Raw genomic sequence first — 15,894 nt, 5'->3', positions numbered from 1 at the left:
CTCCGCATGCGGTGTGGCACCGGGCCTACGCCCGGGCCGCGGGCAGGGTCACCTCGAAGCGGCAGCCGCCGGGGATGTTGCGTACGGCGGCCCGCCCCTGGTGCGCCTCGACGATGCCGCGGACGATGGCGAGGCCGAGGCCCGCGCCGGCCGGAGGGGTTCGCGCGTGCGTGCCGCGCCAGCCGGTGTCGAAGACCCGCGGGAGGTCCTCCTCGGGGATGCCGCCGCAGCCGTCCGTGACGGACAGGACCACGCCGTCGGGCGACCGCACGGCCGCCACCGCGACCGTGCCGTCGGCCGGTGTCCGGCGGATCGCGTTGACGAGCAGATTCCCCAGGACCCGGCTCATCTCCCGGCCGTCCACCTCCACCGGCACCGGCTCGATGCGGTCGCCGACAAGCCGTACGCCGTGTTCCCGGGCGAGCGGGTCGACTCCCGCGAGGGCGTCGTCCACGAGGTCGTACAGCGACATCCGGGACGTGGACAGGGCGAGGGCTCCGGCGTGGATGCGGGACAGCTCGAACAGGTCGCCGACCATGTCGTTGAGCCGCTCGACCTCGGTGCGGATCTGGCGCAGATAGCGGTACGGGTCGGCGGCGACCCCGTCCTCCAGCGCCTCGGACATCGCGCGCAGGCCGGCCAGCGGGGTGCGCAGGTCGTGCGAGATCCAGGCGACGAGTTCCCGGCGTGAGGACTCCAGGGCCCGTTCGCGGTCACGGGACTCGGCGAGCTTCGCGCTGGTCGCGGCCAGCTCGCGGCTGAGCGCGTCGAGTTCGGCGGTGGCCGCGCCGACGGGGGCCGCGAAGTCGCCGCCGTCGCCGAAGGACCGGGCGGCGAGCGTGAGCGCCCGGCTGCGCGCGACCACCCAGCGGCCCAGCAGCAGGGCCGTCGCGAAGGACACGACCGCCGCCATCGCGACGACCGTCGTCACCACGGTCAGGTCGTGCCCTGACAGGAACATCGCCCAGGCCACGGCCAGCGTCCCGGCGAGCATCGCGGTCACCGCGACGGCGGCGACGACGGCGAGCGACGCGGTCAGCGACCGTCGTCGGATCAGCCACAGCACGGCCGCACCGAGAACCCCGGCCGCGGCGGCCCCGAGGAAGGCGAACAGGGCGATCAGCAGGATGTCGCGCATGCTCACGCCTCCCTTGCGGTCGTGTGCGGGGCGGACGCGCCACCGAACCCGAGGCCGGACTCGCACCCGGACCCAGGAGCGGACTCGCCACCGGACCCGGGAGCGGACACGCCTCCGAACCCAGGAGCGGACTCGCCACCGAACCCGGGAGCGGACACGCCACCGAACCCAGGAGCGGACACGCCGTCGGATCCGCGGCCGGCCCCGGGTCCGGACTCGCGCCCGGACTCGGCAGCGGTCCCGGCAGAGGTCCCGGCAGCGAACTCAGCGCCGGACCCAGCACGGAACCCCACGGCGGTCGCGCCGGCAGCCTCGGCGGCCGTCTCCTCGAAGCGATAGCCCACGCCCCACACGGTCTGGATCAGCCGGGGCCTGGCCGGATCGTCCTCGACCTTGCCGCGCAGCCGCCGTACATGGACCGTGACGGTCGAGAGATCGCCGAAGTCCCAGCCCCAGACCTCGCGCATCAGGTCCTCCCGGCTGAACGCCCGGCCGGGGTGGCGCAGGAAGAAGACGAGCAGGTCGAACTCGCGCAGGGTGAGGGCGAGTTCGGTGCCGTTCTTGGCGGCGCGGCGGGCGGCGGGGTCCGCGGTCAGACCGGCCGCGCCCACCGTGCGCACCCCGGCGACCGGCCCGGCGGGCCGGGTACGGCGCAGTACCGACTCCACCCGCAGCACCAACTCCCGGGGACTGAACGGCTTCGTGACGTAGTCGTCCGCGCCGACCTCCAGGCCCAGGATCCGGTCGTCCTCGTCGCCCCGCGCGGTGAGCATGATGACCGGAACGGGGCCGCGCTCCCGGATTCGCCGGCAGACCTCCAGGCCGTCGATACCGGGCAGCATCAGGTCCAGCACCACCAGGTCAGGCCAGTGCGCGGCGGCGCGGGCCAGCGCGGACGGTCCGTCCCCGGCCCGGTCCACGACGTATCCGGCGCGGTCGAGATAGCCGGAGACGACCTCGGCGACGGTGGGATCGTCATCGACGACCAGGACCCGGGCGCCCTGGGCCCGCGTCGGCTCGTACGGCTGTTGTTCCATACCGTCAGCCTCGCACCACGCCACCGCCGGTGTCGGCCGCCGCCTGCGACGTCCGTGTTTCGTAAGGAACCGACGTCCGATATGCGGCTTTCACGTCCGTAGGGTGACGAGCGTGACGACCTTTCCCCCATCACCCGACGTCGACGTGGTCCTCCCTTGCCTGAACGAGGCCGGGGCCCTGCCCTGGGTGCTGGGCCGCATCCCGGCCGGCTGGCGTGCCCTCGTCGTGGACAACGGCTCCACGGACGGCTCGGCCGAACTCGCCCGCGGACTCGGCGCGACCGTCGTCCACGAGCCGCGCCGCGGCTTCGGCGCCGCGTGCCACGCGGGACTGACCGCCGCCACCGCCGGCATCGTGTGCTTCTGCGACTGCGACGCCTCGCTCGACCCGTCGCTGCTCGTGCCGTTCGTCCGCGAAGTACGCGCCGGCGAGGCCGACCTCGTGCTCGGGCGGCGCCGCCCGCGGAGCCGGGGCAGCTGGCCCGCGCACGCCCGGGCGGGCAACCTCGCCCTGACCCGGATGCTGCGCCGCCGCACCGGCCTGCGCCTGCACGATCTCGGCCCCCTGCGGGCCGCCCGCCGAGTCCCCCTGCTCGAACTCGGCCTCACCGACCGCCGCAGCGGCTACCCCCTCCAGATGGTGGTCCGGGCCGCCGACGCAGGCTGGCGTGTCACCGAACACGACGTGCCCTACCTGCCGCGTACCGGCGCCTCGAAGGTGACCGGCACCTGGCGCGGCACCTGGCAGGCGGTCCGGGACATGAGCCGCGTCCTGGCCGAACCTCCCCTGCCCCGCCCGGACGGACCCCCGGCACCGGACAGCGCCGCGTCCGGCCCCCTCTCCTCTCCTCAAGGAGGAAACTCCCAGTGACCACCCTTCTCGTCATCGCCAAGGAGCCGCTGCCGGGGCGGGTGAAGACACGGCTCACACCGCCGTTCACGCCCCAGGAAGCCGCGCGGCTCGCGGAGGCGGCCCTCGTGGACACGCTGCGCGCCGTGGCGGCGACCCCCGCACGGCGCCGCGTGCTGGTCCTGGAGGGGCGGCCGGGTCCGTGGCTGCCGCCCGGGTTCGACGTCGTCGCGCAGTGCGCGGGCGGCCTCGACGAACGGCTCGCCGCCGCCTTCGCCGACTGCGCCGGCCCGGCCCTGCTGATCGGCATGGACACCCCCCAGGTGACCCCCGAGTTGCTCACCGTCGACTTCACCGACTGCGACGCCTGCTTCGGACCGGCCGAGGACGGCGGCTTCTGGGCGCTGGGCCTCGCCGACCCAGACCCCGGCCTGCTGCGCGGGGTGCCGATGTCGACGCCGACGACCGGCGCCGTGCAGCGTGAGCGGCTGGTCGCGGCGGGACTGCGGGTACGCGATCTGCCGCGGCTGCGGGACGTGGACACGGCCCGGGACGCCGGTGCCGTCGCCGCGTCGGCGCCCGACAGCCTCTTCGCCGCGGAACTGGCCCGCCTCGAGGCGGTGACGGACCGATGACCACCTCACGCGCACGGGTACGCACCCGCGAGACGGCGCCGTCGGCGGCCACCGCGACGACCGAGGTGGCCGGTCCGGGGCGTGGGCCGGTCGGCCTGCTCGACGACGCGCCGCCCTCCTGGGGTGCCGCCGCCTACGCCGACGCCCTGAACGCCGGTCACGGCCCCCTCTTCCTGCGCCGCACCGACGGATGGCTGCTGCCGCTGGAGGTGGAGCGCTGGTGCGCGGAGGCGGACGCGGCGGACCTGGCCGTGGTGGAGCGCTGCGAGGGGACCGTACTGGACGTCGGATGCGGGCCCGGCCGACTGGTCGCCGCCCTGAGCAGCCGCGGACGCCCCGCTCTCGGCATCGACGTGAGCGAGGCCGCCGTCGACCACACCGTCCGCCTCGGCGGGCGGGCGCTGCGCCGCTCCGTCTTCGAACCGGTCCCCGGCGAGGGCCGCTGGGGCACCGTCCTGCTCCTCGACGGCAACCTCGGCATCGGCGGCGACCCCGGGGCGCTGCTCGACCGGGTCGCCCGACTCGCCGCTCCTGGCGGCCTGTTGATCGCCGAGACGGTACCGGTGGACGTCGACGAACGCGCCGACGTCCGTATCGTCCCGCTCTCCGGCGGGCACGGCGGCGACCTCTTCCCCTGGGCCCGCCTCGGCACCCGGGCGCTGCTGCGGCACGCGGCACGCGCGGGCTGGCACGCCGAGGGTCAGTGGACCGCCGGGGGACGTTCCTTCGCTGCCCTGCGCAGCCGCAGCCGCAGCCGCAGTCGCAGTCGCAGCACCAGCAGCAACGCCGAACAGCCGAACAGCACGGCCGTGATCAGCAGCCAGCGGGCCGCGAAGTCCTCCCCCGACCGTCCGGTGGCGGACGCGTAGCGCTCCGACACCTGCCCGCTGATCAGCGGGAACCACACGAGCAGCAGCAGGCCGGAGAGGACGGCGGGCACCCGGACGTAGCCGACGTGGGCACGGTGGCGGCCCGCCGCCCCGACGCGAGCACGGGCCGCCGCCCCGACCAGGGCGCGGTCCGCCACCGTGTACAGCGGCAGCAGCACCAGGTCGTGCAGCAGTGCCGCGCCGACGAACCACAGCGCCACCTGGAACCAGTCGCCCGCGAGCAGCCGCACACCCGCGTACCCGGCGAGCGCGAACGAGCCGGCGAGCAGCAGCAGTTGCAGCGGACTGCCGACCCTGATCCGGGCCGGTCGCAGCGAAGGCATCACAGGTCTCCGAACGTCATCCGGGCCACCCACTTGGTGTTGAGCACACCGGGAGCCGCGGGCACGATGATCCGTGCCGGGTAGCCGTGGTCGTGGGTCAGGTCCTCGCCGTTGACGAACAGGGCGAGGAGCGAGAGCGGGTCGCCCACCTGATTGGCGCGCAGGGCGGCCCGGCGGAAGGCGCCATGCCGCTGGAGGGACTCCACGAGCACGTCCGGCGGGTCGTCGTACCCGACGAGCACGGCGAGATCCCGCAGCCGCACGCCCCGCCACCACTGGTCGGCCGTCGACCACCCCTCCACGCAGGCGATCGGCAACGACGAACTGTGCAGCGGGAGTGCCAGCAGGTCCGCACGGCTCAGCCGGACCTGGCCGGTACGGCCCGAGACGACCAGCCGCCAGGCGTCGCCGCTCGTCTCGCGCGCGTCGATGCCCGCGTGCACGGCCGTCTTGTTGATCTGGAAGCCACCAGGACCGCCGCCCGGTTCGCCACCGCCGTGCGGTGCGAGGAGGGCGGTCTCGCGCAGCGGACCACCGACGCTCTGTCCGACCGTCGTGGCGAACAGCAGCAGGGATCCGCCGCCCACCAACTCCAGGGCCCCGCGCCGGGACACGGTGGGCTCGGCGGGATCCGGAGCGACCAGCCCGCTCTCCCCCGCCCCCTGCTCCTTCCTGTCCTCGTTCTCGTCCTCTGTCTCCTTCTCGTTCTCCTTCTCGTTCTCGTCCTCGTCCTCGTTCTCACCGTCACGCAGCCCGCGCAGATTACGGAGCGCCGCGGGCGTCTTCAGTACGGCGTGCGCGACGAACGCGGCGAAGAACACCCAGGCCCCGTAGAAGTGCAGGGGGTAGAACGAACCGGGGAAGACGTAGTCGAGCTGGATATTGAGCACGCCCGTGGTGAACTCGAAGAGCGCGCCGCCCACCAGCAGGAGCAGCGATATCCGCTCCAGCGCGTGGGCGAGGGATCGGGCGGGCGGCAGCGCGAACAGCCTGGGCACGACCGACCACAGCTTCGCCAGCAGTACGGGGACGAGCGTGATGCCGAGCGTGACGTGCGTGCCCTGGGTGAACCGGTACAGCCAGACCGGCCCGGTCGGCCAGGAGAACAGGTAGAAACCCAGGATCCCCTTGTCCGGGGTCTGGTCGTTCACCGGCGACAGACCCGGGTTGTACGCGGCGTACGACAGCAGCCCCGTCACGAACAGCACCGTGATCCCGCCGAGCAGGACGATGCCCAGCACGGAGGTGAACCAGGGGCCGCGCACGGAGCTGCGCCAGAAGCGGGGCGATGAGGGGAACCGTCGGTCGAGCCGTAGGTCGCGCATGCCCCGACGGTAGGCCGGGACCGGGCCCCGCAAGGGCGCGCGACTCATGACGAAACGCTGACGTCCCGGCCGGGTACGACCACGTGGGCCGCTTTTCGGCCTAGCGTTCCCGGCGTGATCCCCGCTCGCCTCCGCGCCCTCCGCGCCGCCCTGGCCGCTGCCCTCCTCGTCCTGGCGGCCGTCCTGGTCGGCCGCCACATCCAGCACGCCCACCACACCCTGTTCGTCAACTGGCCACCTCTGTTCGCCTCCTGGGACCCGCACGTCGGGCCGGGCACCCCGGCCGCCGTCGCGATCGCGGTCGCGGTGGTGGCGTACGGGCCGGCGGTGGCCGCCCGGCTGCGCTGGCGGGCGCTGCTCGTCACGGCCTGGGGCACGGCACTGGCCTGGACGTGGTCGCTCGCCCTGGTCGACGGCTGGCAGCGGGGCGTCGCGGAGCGCCTCACCTCACGCAACGAGTACCTGCGGGTCATCGACCGCTTCCAGGACATCCCGGCCACCCTGCGCGACTTCGACCACCACATCCTGAGCGGCGACCCCGCCCCCTGGCCCGCGCACATCGCCGGACACCCGCCGGGCGCGACGGTGACCTTCGTCCTGCTCGACCGGATCGGTCTGGGCGGCGGGGGCTGGGCCGGGGCCTGGTGCATCACGGTCGGCACCACGGCGTGCGTGGCGGTGCTGGTGGCGGTACGGGTGCTGGCCGACGAGTCCCTCGCCCGGCGGGCGGCGCCGTTCCTGGTGATGGCACCGGCGGCGGTGTGGGTGGGCGCCTCGGGTGACGGGTACTTCTCGGCGGTCGCCGCCTGGGCGGTGGCACTGCTCGCGCTCGCCGCGACGGGACACCGGACCCGGGCGAGCGCGTTCGGCGCGGGTCTGCTGTTCGGCCTGACCTGCTATCTCTCGTACGGGCTGACGCTGTTCGCGCTGATCGGCGCGGGCGTGCTGGTGGTGGCGCGCGACCGGGTCCGGTCCTGGGCCCGGCCACTGCCCCTGGTGTTCCTCCTGGCCGGACTCGCCGTCGTCCCCCTCGTGTTCACCTTGGCCGGCTTCGACTGGTGGGAGGCCTACCACCTGCTGGTCAAGCGCTACTACGAAGGAGTCGGCGGCACCCGGCCGTACAGCTACTGGGTGTGGGCGAACCTCGCCTGCACCGTGGTCGTCGTCGGCCTCGCGACGGCGGCGGGCCTCGACCGGGCCGGCGTCACGCTCCTGCGCCGGCGGCGCGGCGCCCGGCCGGGGCCGGACGTCCCCGACGCCGCCGAGGGCCGCCTCGCCGTGCTCGTGCTGTCCGCCCTGCTCGCCCTGCTCGTCGCCGACCTGTCCGGGATGAGCAAGGCGGAGACGGAACGCATCTGGCTGCCGTTCGCGCTGTGGATGCTCCCGGCCTGCGCCTTCCTCACCCGCCCCGGTGGCTGGCTCGCCGCGCAGGGCGTCCTCGCCCTGCTCGTCAACCACCTGCTGATGACCGGCTGGTGACAGCGGGCCGGGCCGACGCCGTCACCGGGCCGGGCGTCAGCGCACGCGGCGGTGGCGTCTGCCTCCGCGGCGGACCCGCATCGCCCCGTAGACGAGGTCGACGGCCAGGACGAGGGCGCCGATGACCAGAAGATAGAAGAGACCGTGCACGGCGAACCCGATGATGCCCAGGACGATCGCCACGATGATCAGGAGCAGGAACAGCCTCATCCGACCTCCTCGGACCGGTTGCGGTCCTCGCGTCAGCGGCGGGCGAGGCGACGTTCGCCTCCGGCCCCCGCGCTGTACTCCAGTCCGTAGTGTGTGAAGACGGCCGGCTCGTCCTCGGCGGCCAGCACGCCGTCGGTGTCGATCGAGGGAGCCTGCTTGACCAGGTTCTTGGGATGAACGACCTTCAGATAGCCCGGACCGACGGTGGCACCGACGAGCGGGACGAAGACCAGACGGCGGCGGGTGGGCAGGCCCACGGTGACCGTCGCGAAGAAGGGTTCGTCGGTCGCGGTGTCCACGTAGACCGACTCCAGGGTGCCCAGCTTGTGGTCCTTCGGGTCGACCACGTCGTGTCCACGCCACTCGCGGATGTCGTCCGCCTCGAACATCTCTGACCTCCCAGCGCCGGGTTGCCCTTCTATCGTGCCCCCGATGCCGGCTTTCAGAGCAGTGGACGACTGCGCCGTCCGGGCTGCCGACGCCGACGCGTGCCTTCCGGGGCCGCCGGGCGGTCGTCGGGGACGCGGGAGCCCGTCGTGTGTTCGAGTTCGGCGCTCAACGCACCGGGGTCCGGAATAATTCCCGGCCGGAATGAGCCGAACGGGGCACCGCGAGAACGAACCGGAGCGAAGTCGGCACGGCAGTCGGCACGGCGCATTAAACCGGTTGGCGAAAAATCCGGGATGCCCGGTAATACCAAACGACTCGGGCCCGCACCCGAAGGTGCGGACCCGAGTCGTGAAATATGTGTACGCGTCAGGCGGGAACGATGTTCTCGGCCTGCGGGCCCTTCTGGCCCTGCGTGACGTCGAAGCTCACCTTCTGGCCTTCCTGAAGCTCACGGAAGCCCTGGGTGGCGATGTTCGAGTAGTGGGCGAAGACGTCGGCGCCGCCACCGTCCTGCTCGATGAAGCCGAAGCCCTTTTCCGCGTTGAACCACTTCACGGTGCCAGTAGCCATGTCAATTCTCCTTACGGGACACTACCCGGAGGTCCGCACTGTGCGAACCCCACGCCGCTGTGATGATTGCCCCGTCCGGAAGAACCGGCCACTTTTTGGGAACCACAACTGCAACTGCCGTCAACCGTAGCACGGCACCGGCGAGCGGCCCGGGGACATTGCCGCGACATACCCCATCGGGCGATGAACTCTTCCCGGCAATTATCCGAATATCTATTTCCGTGGACACAGATATACGTCTGCGCCGCCGTCAGGTCGTCAGGCCGTCGGGTCACCGACCGCCCCCAGCGCCGCCCGCAGTTCCCTTCGGCTCCGGATGCCGAGCTTGCGGTAGGCACTCGTCAGATGGGTCTCGACGGTACGCCGGGCCACATGCAGCAGGTCGGCTATCTCCAGGTTCGTGCGGCCCTCGGCGGCCAGTTCGGCGATCCGGCGCTCGCTGCCGGTGAGCGAGCCGGAGCCGGTGAGCGCCGCGGCGGGACGCCGGCCACCGCCCGCCCGCAGTGCCTCCTGCGCCTGCGCGCGCAGGCGTACGGCGCCCAGCCGTTCGGCCCGTTCGGCGGCCTCCCGCAGACAGTCCCGGCCGCGCGCCCGCTCCCCGGCGGTGACGAGCTGCCGCCCCTGCGCGAGCAGCGCGGAGACCAACTCGACGCCGTCCGGGGACTCCCGCAGGACGTCGACGGCGCCCTGCGCAAGCTCGAGACCGCGCCGCCCGCCGGTCGCCCGGCCCAGCACCCGCAGCGCCCGGCCCACCGTGCGCGGGGTGTCCCACACCCGGGCCAGCCGCAGCTCCTCCGCCGCCAGCGCCAGCGCCTCCCGGGGGTCGCCCAGCGCCAGTCGGCACTCCGCGGCCGCCGACCGCCACGGCGTGACGACCGGGCTGACCACCGCGCGCGCCGACTGCCGCCGGCCGCATTCGAGGAAGTCGTGCAGGGCGCTCGCGGGGTCCCCCTCGGCCAACCGCAGCACACCCCGGGCGTGCAGGAAGCGGTTCAGCTCCCAGGAGTCCGGCGCCTCCCGCAGGTCGAGACCGTCCGCGAGGCGCCGCGCCTCCTCGGTGCGGCCGGTCTCGACGAGGGCGATCAGGACGTGCGCGTCCTCGTTGGACGGACCGGCGCCGTACACCGGGGTGGCCCGCGCGGAGCGGCTGGAGCGGTCGGATCGGTCTGACCCGTCGGCGCGTTCGGCGCGTTCGGCGCGTTCGGCGCGTTCGGCGCGGGCAGCTCGGTCGGCCAGGAGCCGGGCGTACGCCCCACGGGCGGCGAGGATGTCGGTCCGCACGTCCAGCAGCGCCTGCTCCATCGGATGCAGCAGGGTGAGGCGCTGCCCCGTCAGACCGCGTTCGACGAGCCGTTCCGCCTCGTCCAGTTCGTCGGCCCACTGCGCGACGGCGGCGGCCGTGCCCAGCAGGAAAGGCTCGGCCAGCGGGTCGGCGGGCTCCGTCAGCAGCGCCCGCAGCCGCCGCATCGCCGCCCGGGCCGAACTGGCCCCGGCCGAGGCCGCGTACCGCACCAGCAGGGCCTGTCCGGTGACGCCGACCAGTTCCGGGGAGCGGTCGGCGGTGTCGCTCAGCCACCGGTACGCCTCCTGACGCTCCGTCTCGTCCCGGTCGGACAGCAGGGTGGATGCGGTCTGCACGGTACGGACGAGGTCGGGGTGCGCGGTCAGCCCGTTCTCCAGCCGGCGCAGCACCTCCACGGCCGTGCGGACCTCGCCCCGGGCGGTCAGGGCCGTACCGAGGGCGATGGCCGTACGCACCTGGTCGATCGGCTCGGCCGGCAGGTGCAACGCCTCGGCCAGGCGCGGGATGCCCGCACCGGCGTCGGCGTCCGCGTACTCCAGCGAGCCCAGTTCGGTCAGCAGCCGCTGACGCAGGTCGTCCGGCAGCGGCTCGTCCAGGGCGCGGCGGAGATAGCCGACGGCGTCCCCGGGCCGGCCCTCGCGCACGGCGACGGTCACGGCGTCCTGGAGCACCCGCAGCGCCCAGGGCAGGCCGACGGCAGAGCTGCCCAGCAGTTGCCCGGCCACCGCCTCGACACGGTCGCCGCGCCGCAGCATCGCCCGGGCCGCCGACTTGTGGACCGCCCGCCGGCGCCCGGCCGGCCAGCCGGTGAGCACCGCGTCGCGCAGCAGCGGATGCGCGTACCGCGGGCGGCCCGCGGTGTCCGGCCACAGCAGTCCGAGCCGGGTCATCGCGGTGAGCCAGCCGGTCACCCGGGCGGGGTCGGCCCCGGCCGCCTCGGCGAGCAGTGCGGCCAGGCCGTCGGCGGGGTCCGCTCGCCACGTCTGTTCCAGGGCGGCCAGGGCCCGCGCCACCTCGGCCGTCGCGGGCCCGGCGCTGTCCAGCCACCAGGAGACGGCCGCCGGGTACGCCCCCGGGTACAGCGCGGCGCACGTCTGCGGCACGGCGGCCGGGGGCGGGGCGCCGCCCAGGTCGTCCAGCAGGGCGCGCAGCAGCAGCGGGCTGCCGGCCCCGGCCCGTACGCAGTCGGCGGTCCAGGCGGCCGGGGCGGTGGGGAAGGCGGCGCGCACCAGCTGCGCCGACGCCTCGTCGGTGAGCGGGGCGAGGGTGTGCGGACGGACGAGGGGCGCGGAGAGGGTGTGCGTGAGGCCGGCCGGCCCGGGGTCGATGTCGTACTGGCTGCGCTCGGTGGCCACCAGCAGGACCGGTAATCGGTCGACGTGGCGGGCCGCCTCGACCAGCCAGCGGCGCGAGGGGCCGTCGGCGAGGTGGACGTCGTCCACGGCCACCAGCACCGGGGACCGTTCCGCGTACGAGCGCAGCAGGCGCCACAGCCGGGCCGCGCTGCCGCGGTCGTCCTCGCCGGGCGCCACGTCGAGGTCCGTGAACTCCGGTACGGGGGCGAGGAGATGGAGGACCGTGGACAGCGGGACGACGGTGTCCTCGGGGGAGCAGCGCACCCGCAGCACGCGCAGCCCGCGCTCGGCCGCGTGCGCGACGGCGGCCTCCAGCACCGCGGTACGGCCGGTGCCCGTGGCCCCGCGCAGCAGGACGAGCCGGCCGCTGCCGGAGACGGCGCGCCCGATCTCGGACGAGAGCAGGGTGTGCGCGTCGTCGCGTTCACGCAACGGTCCGGTCATGGCTGCCTCCTGTGGTGGATGGGGCTCACCCGGTAGGAAGGACGCGGCGGCGGGGGTCCCGGTGACGTGACGTGACGCGTCGCACGCGCGGCGTGCGGACGCAGACGGCCGCCCACCCGGCCGTACGGGGCCTCGCACGGCCGTGCCCGGCCGTCGCTGTGGCGCGGCTCACGGCGGCCGCCGACCGTGGCCCCGGACCGCGCCCATCTCCGCACGAACAGCGCTGACCTGCGGCGATGCCCGCGGGTGGTGACCCTCGTGGTGGTGTCGGCGGTGCTGGTCTCGTGGTCCGCCTCGTGGTGTTCCACGATTGCGCACGCCCCACTGGTCCCAGAAGTGTGGAGAACGCCCTTCCGCCACCGGCCCCCGCCGGACGACGGCCCGTGAACATGGGGGAAACGCTTGCTCAGCTCACCCGGGACGACAGACAGCGACACCGCCGGCGGCGGGCGCCGGATTCCGGTCGTGGTGACCGCCCCGGACCCGATCTCCCGCGAGGGCGCGGTCAGCCAGCTGCGCCGGCATCCGCGGATCGAACTCCGCGAGGAGTCCGGCCCCGGCACGGTGGCCCTGCTGATCGAGGACACCCTCGACGAGGCCGCGCTGACCCGGCTGCGCCGCCTCATGCGCGGCGACGGCGCCCGTGCCGTGCTCGTCGTGGGCGTGATCCGCGAGAACGAACTGCTCGACGTCATCGAGTGCGGTGTCGCAGCCATCGTCTGGCGCCGTGAGGCCACCGCGCACCGGCTGGCGCAGGCGGTCGTCGCCGCCGCGCGCGGTGACGGCGATCTGCCCTCCGACCTGCTCGGCCGCCTCATCAGCCAGGTGGGAACCCTGCACCGGGGCGCGGCGGGCCGGCCCGGGGCACCCTCGCTGGGACTCGCGCCCCGGGAGGTGGACGTCCTGCGGATGGTCGCCGAGGGCCTCGACACCGGAGAAATCGCCAGCAAGCTGTCCTACTCCGAACGCACCGTCAAGAACGTGATGCACGGCCTCACCACACGGCTGCACCTGCGCAACCGTGCGCACGCCGTCGCCTATGCCCTGCGGGAAGGCTACATCTGACCGAACGGGCAATCGAAGGCGGACACGCGGGCAGCACGCCTGCCCGGCCGCCGACCCCGGCGCGCCTGCGGTCCGCGCGGCGCAGCGGGCACGATCGACAGCGGGCGGCGGCGAGCGGCGCCGACCGGCGACACGGCAGGGCGGGAGCGCGAGGGTGATCCACGAGGTGGACGAGGTCCTCAAGGGCCTGATCGGCGGCGGCGCGCTGGCCGGCTCCGGCATCGACGTGTCCTTCGAGGCGCCGACGCGTGACTGGGCGGCCCGCCGTAACGCCCCCGTGGTCAACACCTACTTGTACGACATCCGCGAGGACGTGCACCGTCGCCAGCGCGGGCAGATGTCCGTGCGCGACGAGCGGGACGTGGTGGTCCGTCGCCGTCAACCGCCCCGCTGGTTCAGGCTGTCGTACCTGGTGACCGCCTGGACCAAAACACCTCAGGACGAACACCGGCTGCTGTCCGCGGTGTTGGCGACACTGCTGCCGCGCGAGCTGCTGGCCGCCGAGGAACTGCCGGGCTCGCTGGGTGCTTTGGGACTCGCGGTGCCGCTGACGGTGGCGGGCATCCAGTCCGAGTCCCGTTCCCTCGCCGAGATCTGGTCCGCGCTGGGCGGCGAACTCAAGCCCTCCCTGGACCTGGTGGTGACCGCGCCCTTCCCCGCCTTCCCGGAGTACGACGCCGGGCCGCCGGTCACCGAGGGCGCCGCGGTCCGCGTACGCGGCATGGACGGCACCCCGCCCGAGTCCGGGGAACGCGCCCACGGCCCCCACCAGCTGGCGGCGGCCCGCGCCGCCCGCAGGAAGCCCCCGGCCCAGCGGTGACCACCCCGGGCACGAAGACCCGCCCCGACGAGGACGCCCGCGACCCGTCCCGTCCGCTGGCCGAACGGCTCGGCGGGCTGCGCGAGCGGGTCGCCGAGCTGGTCGAGGGGCGGTCCGCCGGGGACCCCACCGCGGGGGACCCGCTGCGCGGTTTGTACGTGTCCGAGGAGGCCGTACGGCATCTGCTGCGCACCGGCGCCGCGACCGCGCCCGCCGAGCGGGGGCCCGTCGTCGGCCCGGCCGCGGTCGGGCCCGGGGACCGGCTGGCCGCACTGGCCGCCCGGCTGGAGCTGTCCGAACCGGACACCGCGATCCTGCTCATCGCCCTCGCCCCGGACCTCGACCGCTCCTTCGAGCCGCTCTACGGCTACCTCAACGACGACGTCGGCAGGCGCCGGGCCACCATCGGGCTCGCCCTCGACCTGTGCGGCCTGCCCGCGCACCACGCCCACGGCCGCGCCCGGTTCCATCCTTCGGCACCGCTGCGCGCGCTCGGCCTGCTGGACGTGGAGGAGCCCGAACGTCCCTTCCTCAGCCGCTCGTTGCGGGTCCCGGACCGGCTGGTCGGACATCTGCTCGGCGACGACACCCCGGACGCCGCTCTTCTCGGGCTGCTGCGTCCGCTGCCCGAGCCCCCGGCCGCCCGGGAGGAGGCGGAGGAGGACTTCGTGCGCCGGCTGGCCGCCCGGCTGCGCGGCGGTCCACTCACCGTCTATCTGCGCGAGCACCGGGAGGGCGACGGCCTCGCCGTGATCGCGGCGGCCCTGCGCGCGGCGGGCATCGCGGCGCTGCGCTTCGCGGGCCCGCAGGAACACGTGCCCGACCTGCTGCGCGAGGCCCGGCTCGGCGGCCGCGCCGTCGTGCTGTCCGGGCTGCCGGAGCAACCGGGCCCACTGGTCGCGGCGCTGGTCACCGAGCCGGCGGACGTCGCCGTACTGCTGACGGATCCCCGCCCGTACGACCCGCACTGGTGCGCGCACGACCCGCTGGTCCTGGAGGCACCGCGCCGTCGGGCGGGCGGCACCCCCGTCTGGTCGGCGGCGCTGGGCCCGCGGTCCGCCGGATTCGATCTGGCCACCGCCGTGGCCCCCTACCGGCTCGGCGCCGACCAGGTCCGGCGCGCGGCGCACGCCGCACTCTCACTCGCCGCCTTCGAGGGCACCGGTCTGACCGCGGACCATGTGCGGCTGGCCGCCCGGCAGCAGTCGGCCTCCGGCCTGGAGCGGCACGCCCGGCGGATCCGGCCCGCGGTGGGCTGGCCCGACCTGGTACTTCCCGAGCGGCCGCTGACCCAGCTGCACGAACTCGCCCTGCGGGCCCGCCATCGCGACCGGGTGCTCGGCGACTGGCGGCTCAGCGCGGGCGGCGGTCGCGGCCGGGGTGTCCTCGGCCTGTTCGCGGGCGAGTCCGGCACCGGCAAGACCCTCTCCGCCGAGGTCGTCGCCGCCGAACTCGGCCTCGACCTGTATGTCGTCCAGCTCTCGTCGATCGTCGACAAGTACGTCGGCGAGACCGAGAAGAACCTCGAACGCATCTTCACCGAGGCCGACCGCACCGACGCCGTCCTCCTCTTCGACGAGGCCGACGCGGTCTTCGGCAAGCGCTCGGAGGTCAAGGACGCCCACGACCGCTACGCCAACATGGAGAGCGCCTATCTGCTCCAGCGGCTCGAGTCGTTCGACGGCATCGCGCTGCTCACCACCAACCTGCGCGCCAACATCGACGAGGCGTTCACCCGGCGACTGGACCTGGTGGTCGACTTCCCGTTCCCGGACGCCGAACAGCGCCTGGCCCTGTGGCGGCACGGGCTGTCCCACGTCCCGTGCGCCGACGGCATCGACCCCGGGCCACCGGCCCGGCAGTTCGAGCTGGCCGGCGGTTCGATCCGCAGCGCGGTGGTCACCGCCGCCTACCTCGCCGCCGGGCGCGGCGAACCGGTCGGCGGGGAGGACCTGTTGGAGGGGGCCCGCCGCGAGTACCGCAAGGCCGGCCGACTGGTCCCGGGCGAGGCGGGCTGGTGACGGGCGGATTCCGCGAGTGACGGGCGGATTCCGCGGGTG

The 15,894-nt window shown here is 74.4% G+C and carries 14 protein-coding genes; 7 read left to right on the top strand and 7 right to left on the bottom strand.

Annotation, left to right across the window (positions count from 1 at the left end; all coding sequences use genetic code 11):
- Window positions 1-25 precede the first annotated feature (25 nt).
- Complete coding sequence (locus ACFV0T_RS31040; RefSeq protein WP_385786288.1) at window positions 26-1,138, bottom strand: sensor histidine kinase; 1,113 nt, start codon at window positions 1,136-1,138, stop codon at window positions 26-28.
- 2 nt (window positions 1,139-1,140) lie between these two features.
- On the bottom strand, window positions 1,141-2,175 hold the full coding sequence (locus ACFV0T_RS31035) for a response regulator (RefSeq protein ID WP_385786286.1): 1,035 nt from the start codon (window positions 2,173-2,175) through the stop codon (window positions 1,141-1,143).
- A gap of 112 nt (window positions 2,176-2,287) precedes the next feature.
- Between ACFV0T_RS31035 and ACFV0T_RS31030 the strand changes: the two genes are divergently transcribed.
- The 3 genes from ACFV0T_RS31030 to ACFV0T_RS31020 are packed head-to-tail and all read left to right on the top strand — an operon-like array spanning window position 2,288 to window position 4,529.
- The gene (locus ACFV0T_RS31030; RefSeq protein WP_385786283.1) at window positions 2,288-3,046 is read left to right on the top strand and encodes a glycosyltransferase family 2 protein; all 759 of its coding nucleotides are present in this window, start codon (window positions 2,288-2,290) and stop codon (window positions 3,044-3,046) included.
- A complete protein-coding gene (locus ACFV0T_RS31025) occupies window positions 3,043-3,660 on the top strand; it encodes a DUF2064 domain-containing protein (protein ID WP_385786280.1) in 618 nt (205 codons plus the stop codon). The genes ACFV0T_RS31030 and ACFV0T_RS31025 overlap by 4 nt, the downstream gene beginning before the upstream one ends.
- Window positions 3,657-4,529 (top strand): class I SAM-dependent methyltransferase, encoded by an 873-nt coding sequence (locus ACFV0T_RS31020; protein WP_385786277.1) that lies wholly within the window; start codon window positions 3,657-3,659, stop codon window positions 4,527-4,529. The genes ACFV0T_RS31025 and ACFV0T_RS31020 overlap by 4 nt, the downstream gene beginning before the upstream one ends.
- Before the next feature lie 343 nt (window positions 4,530-4,872).
- Here ACFV0T_RS31020 and ACFV0T_RS31015 read toward each other — a convergent pair whose 3' ends face one another.
- Window positions 4,873-6,198: a molybdopterin-dependent oxidoreductase gene (locus ACFV0T_RS31015; RefSeq protein ID WP_385786274.1), complete on the bottom strand. Its 1,326-nt coding sequence runs from the start codon at window positions 6,196-6,198 to the stop codon at window positions 4,873-4,875.
- Window positions 6,199-6,312: 114 nt separating this feature from the next.
- Here ACFV0T_RS31015 and ACFV0T_RS31010 point away from each other — a divergent pair, with 114 nt between their 5' ends.
- The gene (locus ACFV0T_RS31010; RefSeq protein WP_385786271.1) at window positions 6,313-7,677 is read left to right on the top strand and encodes a hypothetical protein; all 1,365 of its coding nucleotides are present in this window, start codon (window positions 6,313-6,315) and stop codon (window positions 7,675-7,677) included.
- 36 nt (window positions 7,678-7,713) lie between these two features.
- On the opposite strand, the gene ACFV0T_RS31005 is transcribed toward ACFV0T_RS31010, so the two are convergent.
- From ACFV0T_RS31005 to ACFV0T_RS30990, 4 genes are all read right to left on the bottom strand, one after another.
- On the bottom strand, window positions 7,714-7,887 hold the full coding sequence (locus ACFV0T_RS31005; protein WP_385786268.1) for a hypothetical protein: 174 nt from the start codon (window positions 7,885-7,887) through the stop codon (window positions 7,714-7,716).
- Window positions 7,888-7,919: 32 nt separating this feature from the next.
- Window positions 7,920-8,276 (bottom strand): PRC-barrel domain-containing protein, encoded by a 357-nt coding sequence (locus tag ACFV0T_RS31000; RefSeq protein WP_385786265.1) that lies wholly within the window; start codon window positions 8,274-8,276, stop codon window positions 7,920-7,922.
- Between the two features lie 367 nt (window positions 8,277-8,643).
- A complete protein-coding gene (locus ACFV0T_RS30995; protein ID WP_037915390.1) occupies window positions 8,644-8,847 on the bottom strand; it encodes a cold-shock protein in 204 nt (67 codons plus the stop codon).
- Between the two features lie 258 nt (window positions 8,848-9,105).
- On the bottom strand, window positions 9,106-11,949 hold the full coding sequence (locus ACFV0T_RS30990) for a LuxR C-terminal-related transcriptional regulator (protein WP_385786262.1): 2,844 nt from the start codon (window positions 11,947-11,949) through the stop codon (window positions 9,106-9,108).
- A 402-nt stretch (window positions 11,950-12,351) separates the two neighbouring features.
- Here ACFV0T_RS30990 and ACFV0T_RS30985 point away from each other — a divergent pair, with 402 nt between their 5' ends.
- The 3 genes from ACFV0T_RS30985 to ACFV0T_RS30975 all read left to right on the top strand — a co-directional run bounded on the left by ACFV0T_RS30985 (window position 12,352) and on the right by ACFV0T_RS30975 (window position 15,855).
- The gene (locus tag ACFV0T_RS30985) at window positions 12,352-13,014 is read left to right on the top strand and encodes a LuxR C-terminal-related transcriptional regulator (protein WP_385786259.1); all 663 of its coding nucleotides are present in this window, start codon (window positions 12,352-12,354) and stop codon (window positions 13,012-13,014) included.
- 154 nt (window positions 13,015-13,168) lie between these two features.
- The gene (locus ACFV0T_RS30980; protein ID WP_385786256.1) at window positions 13,169-13,834 is read left to right on the top strand and encodes a DUF4255 domain-containing protein; all 666 of its coding nucleotides are present in this window, start codon (window positions 13,169-13,171) and stop codon (window positions 13,832-13,834) included.
- Window positions 13,831-15,855, top strand: a complete 2,025-nt coding sequence (locus ACFV0T_RS30975) for an ATP-binding protein (RefSeq protein WP_385786253.1) — start codon at window positions 13,831-13,833, stop codon at window positions 15,853-15,855. The genes ACFV0T_RS30980 and ACFV0T_RS30975 overlap by 4 nt, the downstream gene beginning before the upstream one ends.
- The last annotated feature ends 39 nt before the right edge of the window (window positions 15,856-15,894 follow it).

Origin of the sequence: Streptomyces sp. NPDC059582, assembly GCF_042735715.1 — a bacterium.
Taxonomy (GTDB): Bacteria; Actinomycetota; Actinomycetes; order Streptomycetales; family Streptomycetaceae; genus Streptomyces.
Note: the sequence above shows the minus strand (reverse complement) of the source record. Positions and strands in the feature narration are given on the sequence as shown.